Here is a 22,933-nt window from a genome sequence, read left to right as displayed (position 1 = left end):
GTCTGAGCGAGAAATGCCATGAGCGAAAGCCTGCCCCTGATCCTCGAAGATGCCCACGGCGAGCGCCGGGAAACCCACAGCGCGCGCATCGGCGTGCGCCTCGAAGGCCGCGAGCTGTGGCTGGAGGCCGACGGCATGGGCGGGGTGACCATCTATGCCGAATCTGTGGAAGGCGAAACCGAGATTCCGCTGCTGGTGGTGCGCCCGCAGGCGGTCAACCAGCTGTCGCTGTCGGTCGAGCTGGAGGCCGCCGAGGCCCATGAGCACGACCACGAGCACGGCGCCGACTGCGGCTGCGATCATCACTGACCTCGCTGCGACTGCCTGGCGGCTATGCTGGATGCATGGTCGCCGGTCGTAGGGAGGGCCTGCCATGCTTGCACTGGGCAAACTGCTTGAGCTGACGCTGGCCGGGCGCGAGCCGTCGGAGAAGATCCAGGTCTGTGCCTCCGGCGCCAGGCTGCAGTGGAAGGCCGAAGGGGTCCTGCTGATCGACCCGCCGGCAGGGCGCGACACGGGCCTCGATCTGCTGCTGTCGGCCGGTATCCATGGCGACGAGACCGCACCGGTCGAACTGCTCGAGCGTCTGCTGCACGACATCGCCGCCTGCCGGCTGCAGCCGGTCGTGCGGCTGCTGGTGGTGCTGGGCAATCCGGCAGCACTGCGTCGCGGTCAGCGCTATGTCGAATACGACCTCAATGCGTTGTTCGGCGGCGGCGAGCCGTCCGTCAGCGGCGCGGATGCCCTGCGCGCCGTGGAGCTGGAGCAGCAGGTCGAACTGTTCTTCAGCCCGCCGGGGCGCCGGCGCGTGCATTACGACCTGCATGCGGACCTTCGCGCCTCGCGGATCGAGCGCTTCGCCCTGCGCCCGCGCAGCGCGCAGCGTCCTTCGCGCGGCCAGCTGGCGGGCCTGCAGGCGGCCGGTGTGCAGGCCCTGCTGCTGCAGGACGAATCTGCGGCGACCTTCAGCGCCTTCACCAGCGAGCGCTTCGCGGCCGAGGCCTTCAGCTTCGAGCTGGGCCCGGCGCAGCCGCTGGGGCAGGGCGGCGCGGCCGAGCTGGGTCGGTTGGAAGCCTGGCTGCGGGAGCTGATCGAGGGCCGCGAGCCGGCCATGGCCGGCGATCCGGCGGCCCTCCCGCTGTTTCGCATCGCGCTCGAGGTGATCAAGCACAGCGACGCCTTCCGCCTGCATCTGGGCGATGAGGTGGCGAGCTTCACCGAGCTGGTGCCGGGCTGTCTGCTGGCCGAGGATGCCGACGGTCGGCGCTGGCTGGTGGAGGAGCAGGGCGCGCGCATCGTCTTCCCCAATCCCAGGGTGGTCAGCGGTCAGTGCGCCGGGCTGATCGTGGTGCCGGTCGCTGTCGACGAGGTCTGTGCCTGAGTCGTGCCGTCATCCGCTGTCTCTATAGCGCTAATAGTGCACCCGGCGATGCAAGCGGGTGCCAGTTGTTTATATAATGCCCGTCTTTGCCGGCGCCACGCGCGGCACTCTTGCAATTGCCGCTGCGGCTCAGTTTTCCGAGAAAAATCCATGAAAAGCGCAGAAATCCGTGAAGCCTTCCTCCGCTTCTTCGAAGAGAAGGGACACACCCGCGTCGCCTCCAGTTCGCTGATCCCGGCGAATGATCCGACCCTGCTGTTCACCAATGCCGGCATGAACCAGTTCAAGGACTGCTTCCTCGGCCTGGAAAAGCGCGCCTACACCCGCGCCACCACCAGCCAGAAGTGCGTGCGTGCCGGCGGCAAGCACAACGACCTGGAAAACGTCGGCTACACCGCGCGCCACCACACCTTCTTCGAGATGCTGGGCAACTTCAGCTTCGGCGACTACTTCAAGCGCGACGCCATCACCTACGCCTGGGAGTTCCTCACCTCGCCGCAGTGGCTGAACCTGCCGGCCGACAAGCTGTGGGTCACCGTCTACGCCAGCGACGACGAGGCCTACGACATCTGGACCCAGCAGGTCGGCGTGCCGGCTGCGCGCATGGTGCGCATCGGCGACAACAAGGGCGCCCCCTACGCCTCCGACAACTTCTGGGCGATGGGCGACACCGGCCCGTGCGGCCCGTGCACCGAGATCTTCTTCGACCACGGCGAGCACATCTGGGGCGGCCCGCCCGGCTCGCCGGAAGAGGACGGCGACCGCTACATCGAGATCTGGAACAACGTGTTCATGCAGTTCAACCGCACCGCGGACGGCGTGCTGCACCCGCTGCCGGCGCCGAGCGTGGACACCGGCATGGGCCTGGAGCGCATCAGCGCGGTGCTGCAGCACGTCAACTCGAACTACGAGATCGACCTGTTCCAGAGCCTGCTCAACGCCTCCGCCGCGGCCATCGGCTGCACCAACCAAGGCCAGGCCTCGCTCAAGGTGGTCGCCGACCATATTCGTTCCTGCGGCTTCCTGGTCGCCGACGGCGTGACCCCGTCCAACGAGGGCCGCGGCTACGTGCTGCGCCGTATCGTCCGTCGCGCCTGCCGCCACGGCAACAAGCTGGGCGCCAAGGGCAGCTTCTTCCACAAGATCGTCGCCGCGCTGGCCGCCGAGATGGGTGAGGCCTATCCGGAGCTGCGCCAGCAGCAGGCGCACATCGAGCGGGTACTGAAGGCCGAGGAAGAGCAGTTCGCCAAGACCCTGGAGCAGGGCCTGAAGATCCTCGAGCAGGACCTGGCCGAGTTGCAGGGCAGCGTCATCCCCGGCGACGTGGTGTTCAAGCTGTACGACACCTACGGCTTCCCGGTTGACCTGACCGCCGACATCGCCCGCGAGCGCGAACTGTCCATCGACGAGGAAGGCTTCGAGCGCGAGATGCAGGCCCAGCGTGAGCGCGCGCGCTCCGCCAGCGCCTTCGACCTCGACTACAACAGCCTGATCAAGGTGGAAGGCGAGACCCGCTTCACCGGCTACGCAGGCACCAGCGGCGCTGGCCGCGTGCTGGCGCTGTTCAAGGAAGGCATGAACGTCGACAGCCTGAACGCCGGCGAGGAGGGCGTGGTGGTCCTCGACCAGACGCCGTTCTACGCCGAGTCCGGCGGCCAGGCCGGCGACTGCGGCTATCTGGAAGCCAAGGGTCTGCGCTTCGACGTGCGCGACACCCGCAAGGCCGGTGGCGCCTTCCTGCACCACGGCATCCTCGATGCCGGCAGCCTGAGCGTCGGCGACCAGGTCGAGGCGGTGGTCGACGCCACGGTGCGCGGCGCCACCGCGCTCAACCACTCGGCCACCCACCTGCTGCACGCCGCGCTGCGCCAGATCCTCGGCGAGCACGTCGGCCAGAAGGGTTCGCTGGTGGACAGCCAGCGCCTGCGCTTCGACTTCAGCCACTTCGAGGCGATCAAGCACGAGCAGCTCAAGGCGCTGGAAGAGCTGGTCAACGCCGAGATCCGCCGGAACAGCGAGGTCGAGACCGAGGAAACCGACATCGACACCGCCAAGGCCAAGGGCGCCATGGCGCTGTTCGGCGAGAAGTACGGCGACAGCGTGCGCGTGCTGAGCATGGGCGGCGGCTTCTCCGTCGAACTGTGCGGCGGTACCCATGTGCAACGCACCGGCGACATCGGCCTGTTCAAGATCGTCAGCGAAGGCGGCGTGGCCGCCGGCGTGCGCCGCATCGAGGCGGTGACCGGCGCGCAGGCGCTGGACTACCTCAACGCTGCCGAGGAGCAGCTGAAGGACGCCGCCGCGCTGGTCAAGGGCAGCCGCGACAACCTGCTGGACAAGCTGGGCGGCCTGCTCGAGCGCAACCGCCAGCTGGAGAAGGAGCTGGAGCAGCTCAAGGCCAAGGCCGCCAGTGCCGCCGGTGACGATCTGGCCGGTGCGGCCATCGAGGTGGCTGGGGTCAAGGTGCTGGCCGCGCGTCTCGACGGGCTGGATGGCAAGGCCCTGCTGGCGCTGGTCGACCAGTTGAAGAACAAGCTGGGTCGCGCAGTGGTCCTGCTCGGCGGCGAGTTCGACGGCAAGGTGGTGCTGGTGGCCGGGGTGACCCAGGACCTGACCGCCAAGCTCAAGGCCGGCGAGCTGATGAAGCAGGCGGCGGCGCTGGTCGGTGGCAAGGGCGGCGGTCGCCCGGACATGGCCCAGGGTGGCGGCGTGGACGCCGGCAAACTGGACGAGGCGCTGGCGCTGGTTGAGCCGTTCGTCGCCGCCGCGTTCTGACCTCTCCCATGGAGCCCGCCCCGCGCCCGGCGGGTTCTTGGCAGGTGCAGACCTGACAGGTTTAATGGGCGACTTTTTACGGTTAGGCGACAGCGAAATGGCATTGATCGTACAGAAATTCGGCGGCACCTCGGTCGGTAGCGTCGAGCGCATCGCGCAGGTGGCCGAGAAGGTGAAGAAGTTCCGCGAGGCGGGCGACGACATCGTGGTGGTGGTGTCGGCCATGAGCGGCGAGACCAACCGTCTGATCGACCTGGCCAAGCAGATCATGCCGCAGCCGGATCCGCGCGAGCTGGATGCGATCATTTCCACCGGCGAGCAGGTCACCATCGGCCTGCTGGCCATGGCGCTGATCCAGCGCGGCGTGCCGGCGGTGTCCTTCACCGGCAACCAGGTGCGCATTCTCACCGACAGTGCCCACACTAAGGCGCGCATCCTCGAGATCGACGACCAGCGCCTGCGTGCCGAGCTGAAGGCCGGTCGCGTGGTGGTGGTCGCCGGCTTCCAGGGCGTCGACGAGCAGGGCAACATCACCACCCTCGGCCGTGGCGGCTCCGACACCACTGGCGTGGCCCTGGCCGCGGCGCTGAAGGCCGACGAGTGCCAGATCTACACCGACGTCGACGGCGTCTACACCACCGACCCGCGCGTGGTGCAGCGTGCCCGCCGGCTGGAGAAGATCACCTTCGAGGAGATGCTGGAAATGGCCAGCCTCGGCTCCAAGGTGCTGCAGATCCGTTCGGTGGAGTTCGCCGGCAAGTACAACGTTCCGCTGCGCGTGCTGCACAGCTTCCAGGAGGGTCCGGGCACCCTCATTACCATCGACGAAGAGGAATCCATGGAACAGCCGATCATCTCCGGCATCGCCTTCAATCGCGACGAAGCCAAGCTGACCATCCGCGGCGTCCCGGATACCCCCGGTGTGGCGTTCAAGATTCTCGGCCCGATCAGCGCCGCCAACGTCGAAGTGGACATGATCGTGCAGAACGTGGCGCACGATAACACCACCGACTTCACCTTCACGGTGCATCGCAACGACTACGACAAGGCGCTGGGCGTGCTGAAGCAGACCGCCGCCTCGATGGGCGCGCGCGAAGTGTCCGGCGACACCGAAATCGCCAAGGTGTCCATCGTCGGGGTCGGCATGCGCTCCCACGCCGGCGTGGCCAGCCGCATGTTCGAAGCCCTGGCCAAGGAGAACATCAACATCCAGATGATCTCCACCTCGGAAATCAAGGTCAGCGTGGTCGTCGAGGAGAAGTATCTCGAGCTGGCCGTGCGTGCCCTGCATACCGCTTTCGATCTGGACGCGCCGGCCCGACAGGGTGAGTGACGTTCACTGAGCAGAAGGCGCGGATTTCCGCGCCTTTTGTCGTTTTTGGCCGCCCGGCAGCCTTTTATTCTGCCGGGGGTGGTCAATACTTGGGCGATAGCCAGCAGGTTTGATGCCTGCGGCTGTGTGGCCGTTTTTTTATCTTGCAGACAGCTGTCCTGAAACAGACGTAAGGAGAAATGGAATGCTTATTCTGACTCGCCGGGTGGGAGAGACCTTGATGGTCGGTGACGATGTAACCGTGACCGTGCTGGGCGTGAAGGGCAATCAGGTGCGCATTGGTGTCAATGCCCCGAAGGAAGTCGCCGTGCATCGCGAAGAAATCTATCAGCGCATCCAGAAGGAGAAGGACGAAGAACCAAACCATTGATTCTTTTTCGATTTTTATCGAATCAGGGCTTTGCAAACGGGGTTTGCTTGGGTATAGTACGCCCCGTGTTGCGGAGAGGTGGCCGAGTGGCCGAAGGCGCTCCCCTGCTAAGGGAGTACACCTCAAAAGGGTGTCGGGGGTTCGAATCCCCCCTTCTCCGCCATTATTTTGCATTGTCAGGTAGAGATGTTGTTCGATCACGTAAGTGATTGAAAATGAAAGAAAAAACATCTTGACTGTCTCGCGACAGGGCCTATAATGCGCACCGTCAAGTGCACTCATAGCTCAGCTGGATAGAGTACCCGGCTACGAACCGGGCGGTCGGAGGTTCGAATCCTCCTGAGTGCACCATATTCGAGTTGTCAGCCAAGGCTGATGAGTCAATCCAGAGGTGAACTGGCTAAACATCACGGATGCACTCATAGCTCAGCTGGATAGAGTACCCGGCTACGAACCGGGCGGTCGGAGGTTCGAATCCTCCTGAGTGCACCATATCGAAAAAGGCCTGCAGTCATGCAGGCCTTTTTTTTTGCCCATTCGCCGCCGGACCTCGAATCGGCGGCGATGCGCCGCGAGTGCTCGTAACGCTCGCGGCTGCAGGCGACGGACTCCGCTGCAGGTCGAGATTTTTGCCTGTGGCGGGGTGAGCGAATGCTACCATTGCGCTTATCTGCCCCCAGCGGGTTGCGTGGACATCCAGTCATGGACTTACCCAGTAGACCTACCGAACCTCGATTGTTCGTCAGCATCTTGAAAGATTGATCGCCCTCGGTGCGCCGTCCTGCCGCTGGGGGACAGGGAGTGCGCCATCATGAGCGAAGCTGAAGCGAAAAAGCCGCAGGAAAGCCTGCAGGATCGCCTGGCTCAGGTGATCGACCTGCTGCACCGGCAGCGACTGGTCGAGCAACTGGCCCACCGCCAGGAAGGCGGCCACCACGAGCTGGTGGAAAATCTGGTGCACCGCCAGAATCTGGCCGAACTGCAGCGTAAGCTCGACGACCTGCACCCGGCCGACATCGCCCATATCCTCGAAGCCCTGCCTCTGGATGATCGCCTGACCGTCTGGCAGCTGGTCAAGGCCGAGCGCGACGGCGACATCCTCCTCGAAGTATCCGATGCGGTGCGCGAAACCCTGATCGCCGACATGGACGATCACGAGATTCTTGCCGCCACCCGCGACCTGGATGCCGACGAACTGGCCGACCTGGCGCCGGAACTGCCGCGCGACGTGGTCCACGAGCTGATGGAGACCCTCGACGCGCAGCAGCGCGAGCGAGTGCGCTCGGCGCTGTCCTACGAGGAGGACCAGGTCGGTGCGCTGATGGACTTCGAGATGGTCACCATCCGCGACGATGTGACCCTCGAGGTGGTGCTGCGCTACCTGCGTCGGCTCAAGGAGTTGCCGGGGCATACCGACAAGCTGTTCGTGGTCGATTACGACGGCATGCTGCAGGGTGTGCTGCCGATCAAGCGGCTGCTGGTCAACGACCCGGACAAGAAGGTGGCCGAGGTGATGGCCACCGATCCGGTTGGCTTCCAGCCGGACGAGGACGCCTACGAGGCGGCCCAGGCCTTCGAGCGCTATGACCTGATTTCCGCGCCGGTGGTGGACAAGAGCGGCAAGCTGATCGGCCGTCTGACCATCGACGAGATGGTCGACCTGATCCGCGAGGAAAGCGAAAGCGAAGTGCTGAACATGGCCGGTCTGCGCGAGGAGGAAGACATCTTCGCCTCGGTGTGGAAGTCAGTACGCAACCGCTGGGCCTGGCTGGCGCTCAATCTGATCACCGCCTTCATCGCCTCGCGGGTGATCGGTCTGTTCGAGGGCTCCATCGAGAAGTTGGTGGCACTGGCGGCGTTGATGCCCATCGTCGCGGGTATTGGCGGCAACTCCGGCAATCAGACCATCACCATGATTGTGCGCGCCATGGCGCTGGATCAGGTGGGTACCGGCAATACCATGCGTCTGCTGCGCAAGGAGCTGGGCGTTGGTCTGCTCAACGGCGTGGTGTGGGGCGGGGTGATCGGCTCCGTGGCCTGGTATCTGTATGGCAGTTGGTCGCTGGGTGCGGTCATGACGGGCGCGATGACCCTCAACCTGCTGCTGGCAGCGCTCATGGGCGTGCTGATTCCGATGACCCTGGCGCGCTTCGGGCGCGATCCGGCGATGGGTGCCAGTGTGATGATCACGGCGGTCACCGACAGTGGCGGCTTCTTCATCTTTCTCGGCTTGGCCACGCTGTTCCTGCTGTAGCTGCCGGTGTGTTGTTGCTCATCAACAAAAAAGCCGCCTTTCGGGGCGGCTTTTTTATGGGGCGTTGTTCAGTTTTGCTGCGTGCCGGTGCTGCTGCCGAGCAGGGCGATCAGTGCGCTCTGCTGCGGCTGGGGCAACTGGCGAAAGTGGCGCAGCAGCTGATGCTCGTGAGGATGCAGTTCGCCATGCACCGGCGCATTGGCGGCAGCATCAGGCAGGTTGCCCTCGGCGAGCAGGGTCTTTTCCAAGCGCGCGATGATTTCGGAGTTCATGCTGCGATGGTAGTGGCGGGCAACTTCGGCGATGCGCGAACGCATGCCTTCCGGCAGGCGCACGACGAACTTGTCGGCAGTCCGGCTGGAGCGGGAGGCGGGGCTCTGTTTCATGGGCTCTCGATGACCGATTTATCAGGGTATGCAGATCGATAGATGACGTGACAACGGTATGACCACGCTTTGGCGTATCCGTTCAGCGGCGTCCTCCCGGTACGGGGTTTCCGTCGGTGCGGAGGCTTGCTGGCGATGACCTGCTGGGGGCAGTGTGCGGGCTACCGGGGATCATGGCCAGTTGTCGGCGGCGGAATTGCGAATGGTTCTACATCTGTAGGCTGCCCGGCTGGGGCTGCTGCCAGGCTCGGGTTCCGCCATCCCGCGGCGGAGAAGCCGTGCGGGGGCATGACAAGCCGCAGATCCTCGTTTAACATCGCCGGCCCAATGCGCCTGTAGCTCAGCTGGATAGAGCGACCGCCTCCTAAGCGGTAGGTCGGGGGTTCGAATCCCCCCTCGCGCACCATATTGTTGATGTACAGCAAAGGGTTACGTCTTCTGGCGTAACCCTTTTGCATTTCTGCTGCAGGCCCATGCACAGTATGCTGTTGGCGTGGCGCCCTGCGGGGCGCTCCATGCTGCTCTTCAAATCGCCGGCTTCCCTGGCTGGCAGTACTGCTCCGGGCTCCGGGCTCCGGCTCGAGAGCGAGTTATCTTCGATGCCCCTGGCGAAACTGCTGTCTCTTGAGTGATTGCGGATGAATCGGTTTTTCACCCTGCGCGGCCTGCTGTTGAGCGCCTTTCTCGGTTTCGGCCTGTTGGTGTCCGTGTATCAGCTGGTGTCGGTGTATCGCCATTCGCAACAGGAAGCGATGAGCGAGCTGGAAATCACGACCGATTTCATCGGCCATTTCCTGGCGGGCGGCCTGGAGCTGAATGGCTCCGGTTCGATCGATCAGCTCGGCCATCTGTTCGCCGAGCATCTCAACCATCCGGCGCTGGTCTACGCCGCGGTGCTGGACAGTAGCGGACGGATGCGCGCCCTCAGTCTGCCGCAGGGTGTCATGCGTATGCCGCTGAGTGTCCCGGCCATCGAGCGTCTGCTGGGCGACCGGGCGGACCTGGAGGAGCGTCACCTGCACTGGCTGGAGGAGAGCGACCTGCTCCTCGGCGGCTACCCGCTGGGGACAGGCCCCGGGCTGGTGGGGCAGGGCGTGCCGGACATGGTGGTGCTGGCCATGCGTACCGATACGCTGCGCGGCCATGCCTGGTCGCGCACCGGCAAGCAGTTGCTGCCGCTGCTGTTGCCGTTGCTGCTGCTGGCCCTGCTATTGGCCTGGCTGCTCAAGCGTCTGCTCACCGATCGCATCGAGGAGTTGCTGCAGGATGTTCGGCGCATGAGCAGCGGGCGACTGGGTACGCTGCCGTCACAGGGCAACGACGAGGTGGGACAGTTGGCTGCCGAGTTCGCCTCGCTGATGCAGCGGGTGGTGACGGCGCGGGATTACAACGAATATCTGCTCAACTGCATTCCCAGCCCGGTCTGGCGGGTTGATGCCGAGCGCACCTGTGTCTACGTGAACGCCGCCTGGCTGCAGTTCACCGGCATGAGTCGGGCGGAAAGCCTGCTGGAGGGCTGGTGGCAGGCGGTCCATGAGGACGACCGCCATCTGCTCGAGCCCCTGCTGCGAGCCGGCGGTGATGGTTTTGGCAAGGGCTTCTCGTCGCGCCTGCGTCTGCGCTCGCGGACAGGCCACTTCCACTGGATGCAGCTGCACGGAGAGCCGTTGATCGGGCACGATGGCCGTTTCCACGGCTACATCGGCAGCTGCTTCGACATGCAGGCCGAGCTGGACGCCGGTGCCGAGCTGATGGCCAAGGAGGCGCGTTTTCGCGGCCTGGTCGAGCGCTCGCTGGTGGGCGTCTACGTGTTGCGGGACGGGCACTTCGAGTACGTCAATCCACGCATGGCCGAATGGTTCGGCTACCAGGCGGACGATCTGGTGGCGCGTGCGCTGCTGGATCTGGTCGGCGAGGGGAATCGCGGCGAGGTGGGCAACCTGCTGGCCCGTTGCGAGAGTGGCGAACGGACTTCGGTGCACTTCGAGTTCCGCGCCCTGACCCGTGACGGCAGGGAGTTCATGGCCGAGGCTTTCGGCACGCGCATCGAGCTGGATGGTCTGCCGGCGATCATCGGCACGCTGCTGGATGTCAGCCAGCGCTACCGTGACCGCGAGACGATTCAGGCGGTGGTGGATGCCGTGGTGGCCAGTCCGATGGTGCTGTGGCGCCGCAAGCTCGAGAACGGCTGGCCGGTGCAGTACGTGTCGGACAATGTCGAGCGCTGGGGCTACCGTGCCGAGCAGTTGCTTGATGGGGCGCGTTGGTTCACCACCCTGATCCATCCGGACGATCTGGCGCTGGTGCTGAGCGAGGTAGAACGCTGCATTCACGAGCGCTGCCCGGAGTTCGTTCTCGAGTACCGTATCCGTACCGGAGTCGGCAGCTATATCTGGATCGAGGACTACTCGCGGGTGCACCGCGATACGGCCGGTGAGGTGCAGTATCTCGAGGGGCTACTGATCGACATCTCTGCGCGCAAGGCGACGGACGAGAAGCTGCGGCATGCCGCGGCAGTGTTCACCAATGCCCGTGAGGGGGTGGTGATCACCGATACCTCGCCGCGGATCATCGCGGTCAACCGCGCGTTCTGCGACATCACCGGCTACGAGGAGCACGAGGTGCTCGGCTGCAATCCCAGCATTGTCAGCTCCGGTCGACAGAGCAAGGAGTTCTACCGCGACATGTGGGCGGCGCTGCTCGACGAGGGGCACTGGCAGGGCGAGGTGTGGAACCGGCGCAAGAGCGGCGAGGTGTTCCCGCAGTGGCACAGCATCAGTGCGGTACGTGACGACAAGGGCAAGCTGACCAACTATGTCGCGGTGTTCAGCGACATTTCCCAGCTCAAGGAGTCCGAGGCCCAGCTCGAGCGCCTGGCGCACTATGACCCGCTGACCGGTCTGCCCAATCGTCTGCTGGTGCAGTCGCACCTCAATGGCGCCATCGAGCGGGCTCGCCGCCTGCATTGCAAGGTGGCGGTGCTGTTCCTCGATCTGGATGGTTTCAAGCGGGTCAACGACAGTCTCGGCCACTCGGTCGGGGACGAGCTGCTGGTGTTGATCGCCCGCCGCCTGCGCCAGCGCATTCGGGCCGAGGACATGTTCGCCCGCCTGGGCGGCGACGAGTTCCTGCTGGTGCTGGAGTCCATCCACCATCCCGAAGAGGCAGCGGCGCTGGCGCAGGATCTGATCAACCTGCTGCAGCAGCCGTTCCGCGCCGGCAGTGGCCATGAGCTGTTCGTGGGGGCCAGCATCGGCATCAGCCTGTTTCCCGACGACGGCCAGGAAATGGCCGAGCTGATCCGCTGTGCGGATGTGGCCATGTATCAGGCCAAGGAAAACGGGCGCAACAGCTACCATTTCCACACCAAGGAGCTGACCCGCGCCGCGGAGAACCGCCAGGCTCTGGAAAGCCGCTTGCATCGAGCGATCACCGCCCAGGAGTTCGTACTGCACTACCAGCCGCAGGTGGATGTCGCCAGCGGACGGATACTCGGCTTCGAGGCGCTGGTACGCTGGCAGCCGGAGAGCGGCGAGCCGGTCTCGCCGGGGGTGTTCATTCCCCTGCTCGAGGAAACCGGGCTGATCCTGGCGCTCGGCGACTGGGTGCTGCACGAGGCCTGCCGGCAGGCCCTGCGCTGGCACGCGGCCGGCTTGCTCGACGTGCCGGTGAGCGTCAACCTGTCGCCGCACCAGTTCCAGCATCTGGATGTGGTTGAACTGGTCCGCCGGGCGCTGGCGCACAGCGGTCTGCCGGGGGCGCTGCTCGAGCTGGAAATCACCGAGGGCGCGCTGATGGCGCAGGACCTGACCACCCAGGCGCGGCTGAGTGAACTCAAGGCACTGGGCGTGCGTCTGGCGGTGGACGATTTCGGCACCGGCTATTCGTCGCTGGCCTATCTCAGTCGCTTCCCGCTCGACAAGTTGAAGATCGACAAGAGCTTCATCGACGGCCTGGGGCAGGACGAGCGCGCCGACAAGATCGTCGCCACCATCATCGCCATGGGTCAGGGGCTGGATCTGCAGGTGGTCGCCGAAGGCGTGGAGAACGCGGAGCAGCTGCAACTGTTGCGTGCGCAGGGTTGCGACGCGGTGCAGGGCTATCTGTGCGGCCGCCCGCTGCCGGCGGAGCAGGCAGCGGCCCGCCTGGTGCAGGAGCGGCAGGTCCTGCCGGCCTGAACGGCGAGCGAGGGATCAGCCCGGCAACAGGGCACGCAGCCAGGCGTTGACGTCGGCCGCGCCGGCCAGGCGCAGGCCTTCGCCGAGGGCATTGGCTTCGCTCTGGCTGCGCGGCAGCAGGAGGAATTCCGGTCCGCCACTGTCGCGCAGCAGGTGCAGGCGGGCATAGGGCATGCCGGTGAGCAGCAGGCGCATGAAGCGCGCATCGCTCCAGGCATCCGCCGGCATGGCCAGCATGTGATAGCCGGCGTCCAGCTGGTCGAGGCCGATGCGGCTCAGGCGGTACTCGCTGAGCTGGGCCGGGAAGTGCTGGGTCAGGCCGCGACGGCGGGCATAGGCCACGGCGCAGGAGAAGGCCTGGGAGGCCTGTTCACCACACCAGAAGTAGCGTTCGCCGCGCCAGTTGGCCTGGCGCAGGACCAGCGAGGTGCCGCCGCTCTGCTGCGGCAAGGCCAGGGCCAGGGCGCGGCTGAAGTCCTTGTAGCTGATCAGGCGGATGCTCCGGCAGGCCGGGGCGGCGGCGTATTCCTCGAAGGTGCGGAAGAACTTGCCGGGAGTTGGCGTGCCACTGTGGCCGTCGATCCAGCGCAGGTCGAACTCGCTCAGCTCCCGCTCGCTCAGTTGCACCAAGGCGCTGAGGACGCTATGGGCCGCGGCCTTGTCCTCCTGCACCGGACCGGACAGCGCGCCGCGTGGCAGGCTGGCCAGATGCTGCAGCGGCGGACCGTCGTGCCAGCAGATGCTGTCCGGCACCGGCGGCAGTGGGGCGAAGGGCAGGCGCAAACGGGACGCCTGCTCCAGCAGCTGCTGGCTGCCACGGCGGGCGAAACCAAGGCGCTGGGCCAAGGCGGCGATACGGCCGGTCAGCGATGGAGGTGGCATGCTCATGCCTGGGTGCTTCCTGCAAACTGATGAAATACAGGCATGCGGAGTCTCTGCATGCCAACGTCCTAAAGGATAAGGCTAACCGACTTCTTGGTGCGACAAAATGCTGGCCATTTGTTGGCGCGCGACGATCGGTTACCCGCCGCGAGGATCGCTGCGGCTTCGCCGCAGTGCTGCAGGCGGGCTATAATCCGGGCCCGATTACCTGCTGATGACCTTTGCCCATGTATGCTCTGGCTCGCGAGCTGATGTTCAAGCTGTCCCCGGAAACCTCCCACGAACTGGCCATCGACCTGATCGGTGCGGCTGGCCGGCTCGGCCTCAATCGTCTGCTGTGCAAGACGCCGAGCCTGCCGGTGACGGTGATGGGACTGGAGTTTCCCAACCCGGTCGGTCTGGCCGCCGGCCTGGACAAGAACGGTGACGCCATCGACGGCTTCGCTCAGCTGGGTTTCGGCTTCATCGAAATCGGCACCGTGACCCCGCGTCCGCAGCCGGGCAATCCCAAGCCGCGACTGTTTCGCCTGCCGCAGGCCGAGGCGATCATCAACCGCATGGGTTTCAACAACCACGGTGTCGATCATCTGCTGGAGCGGGTCAAGGCTGCGCAGTACCGCGGCGTGCTCGGCATCAACATCGGCAAGAACTTCGACACCCCGGTCGAGCGCGCGGTGGACGATTACCTGATCTGCCTGGACAAGGTCTATCCGCATGCCAGCTACGTGACGGTCAACGTCAGTTCGCCCAACACCCCCGGCCTGCGCAGCCTGCAGTTCGGCGACTCGCTCAAGCAGCTGCTCGAGGCCCTGCGCCTGCGTCAGGAGGACCTGAACGAGCGCCATGGCCGCCGCGTACCGCTGGCGATCAAGATCGCCCCGGACATGAGCGACGAGGAAACCGTGCTGGTGGCCCGCGCGCTGCTGGATACCGGGATGGATGCGGTGATCGCCACCAATACCACCCTGAGCCGCGAGGGTGTGGAGGGATTGGCGCATGCCGACGAGGCCGGCGGCCTGTCCGGTGCGCCGGTGCGCGACAAGAGTACCCATACCGTACGCGTGCTGGCCGGCGAGCTGGGTGGTCGTCTGCCGATCATCGCCGTGGGCGGCATCACCGAGGGCGCCCATGCGGCGGAGAAGATCGCCGCCGGCGCGAGCCTGGTGCAGATCTACTCCGGCTTCATCTACAAGGGCCCGGCGCTGATCCGCGCAGCGGTGGATGCCATCGCTGCAGCCGGCAAGGCCTGAGTCGCCGACCGGCAGATGGCGGAAACAGTCAGGGCTCCCGAAGGAGCCCTGGTCTGTTGAGGAATGGATAACGGGTGAGGTCGTTGCGAAAGCCGAAGAATCAGCCTACGGCGTGGATTTCACTCAGTCGGTGGATACCGGCGGTGCCGGTCATGCCCTCCCAGTTGTCGACACGCCCCTCGCGCCAGCCATTGAGCCAAGCCTGGCGGGCGGAGGGAAGGTTCAAGGGGCACATATCGCGGGATTTCCCGCTGACGCCATACTGATAACCGCGCAAAAAGGCTCGTTCCAACGGATCACGCTTAAGTCTTCTCATCGGGTATTGCCCTCGTTCGTTGACTGTACTGTCCCGTTGGCCCCCGTCGAGGCCTGGCAGAGGTTCTGCCATGTACTGCTCGCTGCCGGCGTGGCGAGCATTTTCCGCAGCTCTTGCGGCTGCGGACTGCGCTCAGTTCTAACCAATAGCCGCTGGTCTGTGAATGATCGTTTTGTAATAAAGGCTTAACTGAATTGCTATCTGGACTATAAGCAGCCGCCTGAGTCCGCCCGGACCTTGCACCGGCTCGCGTTCCGGCAGGCTTTGCATGGATACTGGATACCTTGATGATGGTAGTCGCTGCGGCGGCTCCCTCCCGACGAAGGGTTGGCTGCGACCCGCCGTCACACCCCAATTACGGGCTTTGCCCTTGGAATACTGCATGTCCGATCTGTACCCGCTCGTTCTGACCAGCCCGAAGGGCCTGGAAACCCTGCTGCTTGAGGAAGCCACCGACCTGGGCCTGGTCGAAGGGCGCTCCCAGGTGGCCGCCGTGCAGGGGCAGGGGAGCATGGAAACGGCCTATCGTCTGTGTCTGTGGTCGCGGCTGGCCAACCGCGTGTTGCTGGTGCTCGGCCGCTTCCCGGTGGATAACGCCGAGGCGCTGTACGAGGCGGTGCGCTCGGTCGACTGGAGCGAACACATGCTGGCCACGGGCAGCCTGGCGGTGGAGTTCTCCGGTCGCGGCGCGGGCATCGACAACACCCACTTCGGCGCGCTCAAGGTCAAGGACGCCATCGTCGACAGTCTGCGCACCGCCGCCGGCGAGCGCCCGTCGGTGGACAAGTACGAGCCTGACCTGCGCATCCATGCCCGTCTCGAGCGAGGCGAGCTGGTGTTGTCGCTGGACCTCTCCGGCTTCAGCCTGCACCAGCGCGGCTACCGCCTGCAGCAGGGCGCCGCGCCACTGAAGGAAAACCTCGCCGCCGCCATCCTGATCCGTGCCGGCTGGCCGCGCATCGCCGCCGAGGGCGGCGCGCTGAGCGACCCGATGTGCGGCGTCGGCACCTTCCTAGTTGAGGCCGGGATGATGGCCGCCGATATCGCGCCCAACCTTAAGCGCGAGAAGTGGGGCTTCTCCAACTGGCTCGGCCACGTGCCGGCGCTGTGGAGCAAGCTGCACGGCGAAGCCGAGGCGCGTGCCGCTGCCGGCCTGGCCCGTCCGCCGCTGTGGATCCGCGGCTACGAGGCCGATCCGCGGCTGATCCAGCCGGGGCGCAACAACGTCGAGCGCGCCGGCCTGAGCGAATGGGTGAAGATCTACCAGGGCGAGCTGGCCACCTTCGAGCCGCGTCCGGACCAGAACCAGACGGGCCTGGTGGTGTGCAACCCGCCCTATGGCGAGCGCCTCGGTGACGAAGCCAGCCTGCTGTACCTCTACCAGAACCTCGGCGAGCGCCTGCGCCAGTCCTGCCTGAACTGGGAGGCGGCGGTCTTCACCGGCGCTCCGGAACTGGGTAAGCGCATGGGCATCCGCAGCCACAAGCAGTACGCCTTCTGGAACGGCGCGCTGCCGTGCAAGCTGCTGCTGTTCAAGGTGCTGCCCGATCAGTTCGTCACTGGCCGCAACGAGTCGGCCGCGCAGCCGGCGCCGAGCCAGGCGCGGATGATCGGCGGCCAGCTGGTCGAGCGCCCGCCGGCGGTGCGCAGCGAGCCGGCGCGGCTGTCCGAGGGCGGGCAGATGTTCGCCAACCGCCTGCAGAAGAACCTCAAGACCCTGGGCAAGTGGGCGCGCCGCGAAGGCGTCGAGTGCTACCGCCTGTACGATGCCGACATGCCCGAATACGCCCTGGCGGTGGATCTGTACGCCGACTGGGTGCACGTGCAGGAATACGCGCCGCCGCGTTCTATCGACCCGGACAAGGCCCAGGCGCGCCTGCTCGATGCCCTGGCGGCGATTCCCCAGGCGCTGGACATGGATCCTGCGCGGGTGGTGATCAAGCGCCGCGAGCGCCAGGTCGGCAAGAAGCAGTACGAGCGCCAGGACCAGCAGGGCCGCTTCATGGAGGTCGGCGAGGGTGGCGTGAAGCTGCTGGTCAACCTGACCGACTATCTGGATACCGGCCTGTTCCTCGACCACCGGCCGCTGCGCCTGCGCATCCAGAAGGAAGCCGCCGGCAAGCGCTTCCTCAACCTGTACTGCTACACGGCGACGGCCACCGTGCATGCGGCCAAGGGCGGTGCGCGCAGCACCACCAGCGTCGACCTGTCGAAGACCTACCTGGACTGGGCGCGGCGCAACCTGGCGCTCAACGGCTTCTCCGACAAGCACAAGCTCGAGCAGGGCGACGTGATGGAGTGGCTGGAAGCCGATCGCGGCGAATACGAGCTGATCTTCATCGATCCGCCGACCTTCTCCAACTCCAAGCGCATGGAGGGGGTGTTCGACATCCAGCGCGACCATGTGCGCCTGCTGGATCTGGCCATGGCCCGCCTGGCCCGCGGCGGCGTGCTGTACTTCTCCAATAACTTCCGCAAGTTCCAGCTCGACCCGTCACTGGCGGAGCGTTACGCGGTGGAGGAGATCAGCGCGCAGACCCTCGATCCGGATTTCGTCCGCAACCCGAAGATCCACCGCGCCTGGCGCATGACCGCCCGCTAGGAGGGGTTTGGCCGCGCGTAATCCACCCATGCCGCCCAGCGGCACCTGGGCGGTGCCGCTGGTGGATTAGGCTGCTGTGCGGCTAGTCCTCCGACGTTTCCAGCACACAAAAAAGCCGCCTGTCCGTCACCCGGTCAGGCGGCTTTTTCGTGTCGGCTCAGTGCCCAGCATTGGCGCTGAGATTGCCCGGTTGCCGGTAGAGTTCCTGGAGGATCTGATCGAGGATCGCCGAGGCGCCCCACGGCCGCGGGTGGTTGAGGATCGCCACCACCGCCCAGGTATGGCCCTGGGCGTCGCGGCTGAAGCCGGCCAGGGCGCGGACGTTGTTCAGGGTGCCGGTCTTCAGGTGGGCGTTGCCGGCCAGCGGCGTGTTGCGCATGCGCTTGCGCAGGGTGCCGTCCATCGCCGCCAGCGGCAGCGAGGAGATGTATTCGGCGGCATACGGGCTGTTCCACGCCGCATGCAGCATGGCGGCCATTTCCCGCGCGCTGATGCGCTCGTTGCGCGACAGTCCCGAGCCGTTCTCCAGCACCAGATGCGGCGCGCGGATGCCCTTGCGCGTCAGCCACTGGTCGATCACCCGGTAGGCTGCCGCGGCATCGTCCGGGTCGCTGGGCAGGCGGTGGCGCGCGCCGATCGACAGGAACAGCTGGCGGGCCATGGTGTTGTTGCTGTACTTGTTGATATCGCGAATGATCTCCACCACATCCGGCGACCAGGCCTGAGCCAGCAGGCGCGCGTTGCCCGGGGTGGCGGCCAGGCGGTCCTGCCCCTGGATGCTGCCGCCCAGTTCGCCCCACAGCGCGCGTACGGCGCCGGCACTGAAGGTCGGATGGTCGAGCAGCGACATGTAGCGCTGGCCGCTGCAGCCCTCCGGGATCTGCCCGGTGGCCACCAGGGTCAGGCCGTTGCCCTGCTGCGGCTGGACGTTGTAGTTCACCTGCGGCCAGCTCGGGCAGGCCGCGGAGGCGGTCACGCGCACCCGGTTGTCGATGGTGATGTACGGAATCGGTGGCTCGACCTGCACGGCGGCGCCGCGCGCCTCGCCGCGGACGATCAGGCGCAGGGTCTTGAGGTTGACCATCAGCGGGTCCGGCTCGACCAGATAGGGCTTGCTGGAGTCGCCGCCATCGTCGTTGAACGAGGGGTGCAGTGCCGGACGGAAGTGGTTGCGCTCCAGCACCAGGTCGCCCTGCACCTGCTGCACGCCGGCGTTGCGCAGGTCGCGCAGCAGCAGCCATAGGCGCTCCATGGTCAGCTTCGGGTCGCCGCCGCCCTTGAGGTAGAGGTTGCCCTGCAGCACGCCGTTGCGCAGCGGGCCGTCGGTGTAGAAGCCGGTCTTCCACTGGTAGGTCGGGCCGAGCAGCTCGAGGGCGGCATAGGTGGTCACCAGCTTCATGGTCGAGGCCGGGTTCACCGGCGCGTCGGCGTTGAAGTAGCTGGCGGTGCCGGGGCCGTCGAGCGGGATCAGTGCCAGCGACAACGCATCGCTGTTGATCTTGCTGGCCTTGAGCGCCTGCTCCACCCGGGGCGGCAGTGCTGCCGCAGCGGCGGGCAGCGGCAGGAGCATGGGCAGGCACAGGCCGGCGAGGCCGAGCCGGCGCAGCGGTCGGCCGATTTTCAATGCCTTGGCGAGCAAGGACTTGGGCGCGCGGAACAACACGAGAGGGCTCACATTCGCGGTTTGAATAATATTTCTTATTATGCCCGAAACGCCCTATAACGGGGCTTTGGCGTGCCGGACGGCTCGCCTGCCGTGGGCCTGCCGGGCAGAAGCTGGTAGAGTGCCGCACCTCCACCCCTTTTCAAGGATGCCCCCATGGCTACCAATCGCTCCCGCCGTCTGCGCAAGAAGCTCTGTGTCGACGAGTTCCAGGAGCTCGGCTTCGAGCTGCTGCTCAACTATCGCGAAGACCTCGACGAAGTCGCCGTCGATGCTTTCCTGGGGCAGTTCCTCAAGGAAGCGATCAGCGACAACGACATGATCTTCATCGGCTGCGACGAGTTCGGCATGGTCTGCCTGGGCAAGCGTGGCTCGGTCACCGAAGAGCAGCGCGCCAAGGTCGACGCCTGGCTCAAGGGCCGCAGCGAGCTGGAAAGCTACACCCTCGGCAAGCTGGCCGATGCCTGGTACCCGGAAAAGCCGATCAACGCCTGATCTGATCGTCTGCTCCAGGCAAAAGCCCCGCGCCACGTCAGTGACGCGGGGCTTTTGCATTTTCAGGACATCACACCGGGCTGGAACGGCCAGTCATCTCGCGGGCCATCTCGGTGGCGTAGCTGTCGGTCATCCCGGCGATGAAGTCGATCACCCGCATGTACGCCTTGTACAGCGGCCAGTGGGGATCGGGCGCGTTGTTGCCGAGCAGGTCGAGGATGCGCCGGTTCTTGAACGACGGCGTGCGCCCGCCATGCTGCTCCAGTACGGCGCCGCAAAAGGCGTTGAGGAGGATCTCCAGGGTGGTATAGGCGCCGATCTCGTGCAGGGTCTTGCGCTTGTCCTGGAAGATCTTTTCCCGCGCCAGAGCCTTGGCGCGCAGCACGCACTGCTTGGCCGGGCCGTGCATGTGCTCGACCAGATCGCCCTCCAGGCTGCCGGCGAGCAGGGCGTCGTGCTGGGCGACGAAGGCGCGGGCGGCGGCGTTGGTCAGGTGCTCGATGGCCTTGCCGCGCAGGATCGCCAGCTTGCGCCGGCGCGAGTCGCGGGGGCCGAGCTGGCGGTAGGTCTCCGGCAGGTCGTCGCCGACCAGGTCGAGGAGCAGCGCCTCGACTTCCGGGTAGTCCAGCAGGTCCATCTCCAGGCCGTCTTCGAGGTCGATCAGGCCGTAGCAGATATCGTCGGCCGCCTCCATCAGATACACCAGCGGATGGCGTGCCCAGCGTTCGTTTTCCAGCTTCGGCAGGCCCAGCTTGCGGGCGATCTGTTCGAGCAGCGGCAGCTCGCTCTGATAGCAGCCGAACTTGTGCTTCTTGTAACCCTGGGCGTCGGCGTGGCGGGCGGTCCAGGGATATTTCAGGTAGCTGCCGAGGGTGGCGTAGGTCAGCCGGGTGCCTCCGTCGAACTGGTGGTACTCCAGCTGGGTCAGCACGCGAAAGCCTTGGGCGTTGCCCTCGAAACCGAGGAAGTCGGCGCGCTCGGCCTCGCTCAGGGCATCCAGCCAGCCGCGTTCGTCGGCCTGCTGGAACCAGTGGCGGATGGCGTCCTCGCCGGAGTGGCCGAACGGCGGATTGCCGATGTCATGGGCCAGGCAGGCGGACTGCACGATCACGCCGAGATCGCCGGGGTCGCACCAGCGCGGCAGCGCCTCGCGCAGCATCTCGCCGACGCGCATGCCCAGCGAGCGACCGACGCAGGCGACTTCCAGGCTATGGGTCAGGCGAGTGTGGATATGGTCGTTGCTGGATACCGGGTGCACTTGGGTCTTGCGCCCCAGGCGGCGGAAGGCGCCGGAGAAGATGATGCGGTCGTGGTCCTTGTGAAAGGCGCTGCGGCCGAGCTCTTCAGAGCTCTGTACGGGTTTGCCGAAGCGTTCACGGGTAAGCAGGGTATTCCAGTCCAAAGCGGATCCTCCGCGGTCGGGGATTTCCAGCTTGCGGGCTGCGCGGTCGGCGTGCAAGCTCCGTACAGCCTGCTCAGGAGGCGGTGAGTCCGACCGGAACAGGGCGCGACGCGGCAACTCGCGGGCAGGCGCTCAGCGCGGCGGCGTCGATATCGAGCAGCAGCAGACGGCGGCCGCTGTCGATGCATTGGCCGGCCGTCAGGCAGTACTGGTTGGTCGTGGCGTCGCGATAGGTGGGTGACAGGGTCAGCCGCCACTCATCCAGGCCTTCGGCCAGCAGCTGGTGGAAGTAGGGGCGCCACGACCAGTTGTGGCGCAGGTAGCTGGGATCCTCGCGCCAGCCGCCAGCCTGGCGTTCGATATTCGGGGTGACCTGGCTGCCGGTGCGGTCGCACTGATAGATGCGCAGCAGCCAGGGATACTCCGTCATGAGCGGCATGGCGCCGGCCCCGGCGCGGCTTTCGGCCCACGGGCGCAGCTGGCCCATCAGTTCACCGAGCTGGCGACGCAGCTCGATCAGGCGCGCGCGCTCGGCCAGTTTGCGTTGCACATAGTGGTCGCGCAGGGTGGCGAAGCGCCTGGAGAAGGCGTCGCTGGCGAAAAACTCCGGTTGTCCGGCGGCGAACAGAAACCCTTGCACATAGCGCGCGCCGCATTCGAGGGCGAAATCCAGTTCGGCTTCGGTCTCCACGCCTTCGGCAATGATCTGGCAGCCGGTCTTTTCCGCCATCTGCGCCAGCGCCTTGACCACCTCGCTGCTGGGCCCGCCGCGCGCCGCGGCCTGGAACAGGCGCATGTCCAGCTTGAGGATGTCCGGCTGCAGGGCCAGAACCCTGTCGAGCTGCGAGTAGCCGGCGCCGAAGTCGTCCACGGCAATGCGTGCGCCGGCGGCGCGGTACTGCCGGACCGCATCGATCAGGCGCTGGCTGGGGGCGCCGAGTTCGGTGATCTCGAACACCACGCGAGTCGGGGCAACGTCAAGCTCCTCGAGCTGGCGCAGGCTCGGCAGCGGTTGGCCGGGGCGCAGGCGGCTGATCCAGCGGGGCGAAATGTTCAGGCTGAGGAACCAGTCGGTCGGCGCCTGGTGCAGGGACTGCAGCGCCTGGTCGCGCACCGTGCGGTCGAGGCGGCGCAGGGCGGCCTGGTTGGTTTTCGGATTGGCGAACAGCGGGCCGGCCGAGTGCAGGTGACCATCGGCGTCGCGCAGGCGGGCGAGTGCCTCTATCCCGGCAATCAGGCCAGTGGCGGTATCGACAACGGGTTGGAAGACGGCGAAGGGTTGGCCATCGAACACGAGGGGCTCCAGCGTGCGGCCCGAAAGGGCGGTCGGCGCAGGTAAGCAAGAATGTGGCCAGTTTTCCTTCCGCGCCCCTGGCCAGGGCGGCCCCAGTTGCCTCGAAGCGCTATTTCGGTGCTCGAGATTGCCTGGAGGGGGCAGTCGCGGCACAAGGCTTCCGTAACAGGCTCGGCGGTGCGCGCGATTTCAGTGCCGGCTGGCCTCAATTGATGCATGAGCCCTGCCCGGAATGGTTTCCGGCGCGTAAGTCGAACGCGAATGTGCTGTTTTGCATGATCTTGTGCGCGTGATTGCGGCGTTTCTGCCGGATCATGGTGCGTGCCGGCATAGTGCTTGCATTAATTTAATG

Annotated in this window: 16 protein-coding genes and 4 tRNA genes; 14 read left to right on the top strand and 6 right to left on the bottom strand. The window is 65.8% G+C overall.

Annotation, left to right across the window (positions count from 1 at the left end):
* The first annotated feature begins 18 nt into the window (after positions 1-18).
* The 9 genes from KRX52_RS01485 (at position 19) to mgtE (ending at position 8,113) form a co-directional block, all read left to right on the top strand.
* Positions 19-309 (top strand): GTPase, encoded by a 291-nt coding sequence (locus tag KRX52_RS01485; RefSeq protein WP_217679369.1) that lies wholly within the window; start codon positions 19-21, stop codon positions 307-309.
* 64 nt (positions 310-373) lie between these two features.
* Positions 374-1,381, top strand: coding sequence for a succinylglutamate desuccinylase (astE, locus tag KRX52_RS01480; RefSeq protein WP_217679368.1), 1,008 nt, complete (start codon positions 374-376; stop codon positions 1,379-1,381).
* Positions 1,382-1,531: 150 nt separating this feature from the next.
* Entirely contained in the window at positions 1,532-4,156 is a 2,625-nt protein-coding gene (gene alaS, locus KRX52_RS01475) for an alanine--tRNA ligase (protein WP_217679367.1), read from the top strand.
* A 97-nt stretch (positions 4,157-4,253) separates the two neighbouring features.
* A complete protein-coding gene (locus tag KRX52_RS01470; RefSeq protein WP_217679366.1) occupies positions 4,254-5,489 on the top strand; it encodes an aspartate kinase in 1,236 nt (411 codons plus the stop codon).
* Positions 5,490-5,673: 184 nt separating this feature from the next.
* Positions 5,674-5,859, top strand: coding sequence for a carbon storage regulator CsrA (gene csrA / locus KRX52_RS01465; protein ID WP_217679365.1), 186 nt, complete (start codon positions 5,674-5,676; stop codon positions 5,857-5,859).
* A 72-nt stretch (positions 5,860-5,931) separates the two neighbouring features.
* Positions 5,932-6,022, top strand: a tRNA-Ser gene (locus tag KRX52_RS01460).
* A gap of 111 nt (positions 6,023-6,133) precedes the next feature.
* Positions 6,134-6,210: transfer RNA gene (locus KRX52_RS01455), tRNA-Arg, on the top strand.
* 64 nt (positions 6,211-6,274) lie between these two features.
* Positions 6,275-6,351: transfer RNA gene (locus KRX52_RS01450), tRNA-Arg, on the top strand.
* Positions 6,352-6,670: 319 nt separating this feature from the next.
* The gene (mgtE, locus tag KRX52_RS01445) at positions 6,671-8,113 is read left to right on the top strand and encodes a magnesium transporter (RefSeq protein WP_217679364.1); all 1,443 of its coding nucleotides are present in this window, start codon (positions 6,671-6,673) and stop codon (positions 8,111-8,113) included.
* A gap of 68 nt (positions 8,114-8,181) precedes the next feature.
* Here mgtE and KRX52_RS01440 read toward each other — a convergent pair whose 3' ends face one another.
* A complete protein-coding gene (locus tag KRX52_RS01440) occupies positions 8,182-8,499 on the bottom strand; it encodes an Arc family DNA-binding protein (RefSeq protein WP_217679363.1) in 318 nt (105 codons plus the stop codon).
* A 329-nt stretch (positions 8,500-8,828) separates the two neighbouring features.
* Between KRX52_RS01440 and KRX52_RS01435 the strand changes: the two genes are divergently transcribed.
* Positions 8,829-8,905 (top strand) — tRNA-Arg (locus KRX52_RS01435).
* Between the two features lie 232 nt (positions 8,906-9,137).
* The gene (locus KRX52_RS01430) at positions 9,138-12,677 is read left to right on the top strand and encodes an EAL domain-containing protein (RefSeq protein WP_217679362.1); all 3,540 of its coding nucleotides are present in this window, start codon (positions 9,138-9,140) and stop codon (positions 12,675-12,677) included.
* Positions 12,678-12,692: 15 nt separating this feature from the next.
* On the opposite strand, the gene KRX52_RS01425 is transcribed toward KRX52_RS01430, so the two are convergent.
* Positions 12,693-13,565 (bottom strand): DUF6685 family protein, encoded by an 873-nt coding sequence (locus tag KRX52_RS01425; RefSeq protein WP_217679361.1) that lies wholly within the window; start codon positions 13,563-13,565, stop codon positions 12,693-12,695.
* Between the two features lie 221 nt (positions 13,566-13,786).
* On the opposite strand from KRX52_RS01425, the gene KRX52_RS01420 reads away from it, so the two are divergent.
* A complete protein-coding gene (locus KRX52_RS01420; RefSeq protein WP_217679360.1) occupies positions 13,787-14,809 on the top strand; it encodes a quinone-dependent dihydroorotate dehydrogenase in 1,023 nt (340 codons plus the stop codon).
* A gap of 100 nt (positions 14,810-14,909) precedes the next feature.
* Here KRX52_RS01420 and rmf read toward each other — a convergent pair whose 3' ends face one another.
* Entirely contained in the window at positions 14,910-15,125 is a 216-nt protein-coding gene (rmf, locus tag KRX52_RS01415) for a ribosome modulation factor (protein ID WP_217679359.1), read from the bottom strand.
* Between the two features lie 268 nt (positions 15,126-15,393).
* Between rmf and rlmKL the strand changes: the two genes are divergently transcribed.
* Positions 15,394-17,727 carry a bifunctional 23S rRNA (guanine(2069)-N(7))-methyltransferase RlmK/23S rRNA (guanine(2445)-N(2))-methyltransferase RlmL gene (rlmKL, locus tag KRX52_RS01410; protein WP_437439678.1) on the top strand — a complete coding sequence of 778 codons (2,334 nt, stop codon included), beginning with the start codon at positions 15,394-15,396 and terminating at the stop codon, positions 17,725-17,727.
* Between the two features lie 157 nt (positions 17,728-17,884).
* Here rlmKL and dacB read toward each other — a convergent pair whose 3' ends face one another.
* Positions 17,885-19,345, bottom strand: coding sequence for a D-alanyl-D-alanine carboxypeptidase/D-alanyl-D-alanine endopeptidase (gene dacB, locus KRX52_RS01405; protein ID WP_217679496.1), 1,461 nt, complete (start codon positions 19,343-19,345; stop codon positions 17,885-17,887).
* Between the two features lie 201 nt (positions 19,346-19,546).
* Between dacB and KRX52_RS01400 the strand changes: the two genes are divergently transcribed.
* Positions 19,547-19,885 (top strand): YggL 50S ribosome-binding family protein, encoded by a 339-nt coding sequence (locus KRX52_RS01400; protein ID WP_217679357.1) that lies wholly within the window; start codon positions 19,547-19,549, stop codon positions 19,883-19,885.
* 70 nt (positions 19,886-19,955) lie between these two features.
* On the opposite strand, the gene KRX52_RS01395 is transcribed toward KRX52_RS01400, so the two are convergent.
* Together KRX52_RS01395 and KRX52_RS01390 are read right to left on the bottom strand one after the other, a co-directional pair.
* Positions 19,956-21,287, bottom strand: coding sequence for a deoxyguanosinetriphosphate triphosphohydrolase (locus KRX52_RS01395; protein ID WP_217679356.1), 1,332 nt, complete (start codon positions 21,285-21,287; stop codon positions 19,956-19,958).
* A gap of 73 nt (positions 21,288-21,360) precedes the next feature.
* Positions 21,361-22,581, bottom strand: a complete 1,221-nt coding sequence (locus KRX52_RS01390; protein WP_217679355.1) for an EAL domain-containing protein — start codon at positions 22,579-22,581, stop codon at positions 21,361-21,363.
* Positions 22,582-22,933 lie beyond the last annotated feature (352 nt).

The sequence above is a fragment of the Geopseudomonas aromaticivorans genome, assembly GCF_019097855.1.
GTDB classification, from domain to species: Bacteria; Pseudomonadota; Gammaproteobacteria; order Pseudomonadales; family Pseudomonadaceae; genus Geopseudomonas; species Geopseudomonas aromaticivorans.
The sequence above is the reverse complement of the archived record's forward strand: the minus strand, read 5'-3'. Positions and strand labels throughout refer to the sequence as shown.

Excerpts from the sequence above, each read along its gene's own strand:
- KRX52_RS01485 (WP_217679369.1), top strand. The coding sequence starts at position 19 with ATGAGCGAAAGCCTGCCCCTGATCCTCGAAGATGCCCACGGCGAGCGC.
- astE (WP_217679368.1), top strand. The coding sequence starts at position 374 with ATGCTTGCACTGGGCAAACTGCTTGAGCTGACGCTGGCCGGGCGCGAG.
- alaS (WP_217679367.1), top strand. The coding sequence starts at position 1,532 with ATGAAAAGCGCAGAAATCCGTGAAGCCTTCCTCCGCTTCTTCGAAGAG.
- KRX52_RS01470 (WP_217679366.1), top strand. The coding sequence starts at position 4,254 with ATGGCATTGATCGTACAGAAATTCGGCGGCACCTCGGTCGGTAGCGTC.
- csrA (WP_217679365.1), top strand. The coding sequence starts at position 5,674 with ATGCTTATTCTGACTCGCCGGGTGGGAGAGACCTTGATGGTCGGTGAC.
- mgtE (WP_217679364.1), top strand. The coding sequence starts at position 6,671 with ATGAGCGAAGCTGAAGCGAAAAAGCCGCAGGAAAGCCTGCAGGATCGC.
- KRX52_RS01440 (WP_217679363.1), bottom strand. The coding sequence starts at position 8,499 with ATGAAACAGAGCCCCGCCTCCCGCTCCAGCCGGACTGCCGACAAGTTC.
- KRX52_RS01430 (WP_217679362.1), top strand. The coding sequence starts at position 9,138 with ATGAATCGGTTTTTCACCCTGCGCGGCCTGCTGTTGAGCGCCTTTCTC.
- KRX52_RS01425 (WP_217679361.1), bottom strand. The coding sequence starts at position 13,565 with ATGAGCATGCCACCTCCATCGCTGACCGGCCGTATCGCCGCCTTGGCC.
- KRX52_RS01420 (WP_217679360.1), top strand. The coding sequence starts at position 13,787 with ATGTATGCTCTGGCTCGCGAGCTGATGTTCAAGCTGTCCCCGGAAACC.
- rmf (WP_217679359.1), bottom strand. The coding sequence starts at position 15,125 with ATGAGAAGACTTAAGCGTGATCCGTTGGAACGAGCCTTTTTGCGCGGT.
- rlmKL (WP_437439678.1), top strand. The coding sequence starts at position 15,394 with ATGGATACTGGATACCTTGATGATGGTAGTCGCTGCGGCGGCTCCCTC.
- KRX52_RS01400 (WP_217679357.1), top strand. The coding sequence starts at position 19,547 with ATGGCTACCAATCGCTCCCGCCGTCTGCGCAAGAAGCTCTGTGTCGAC.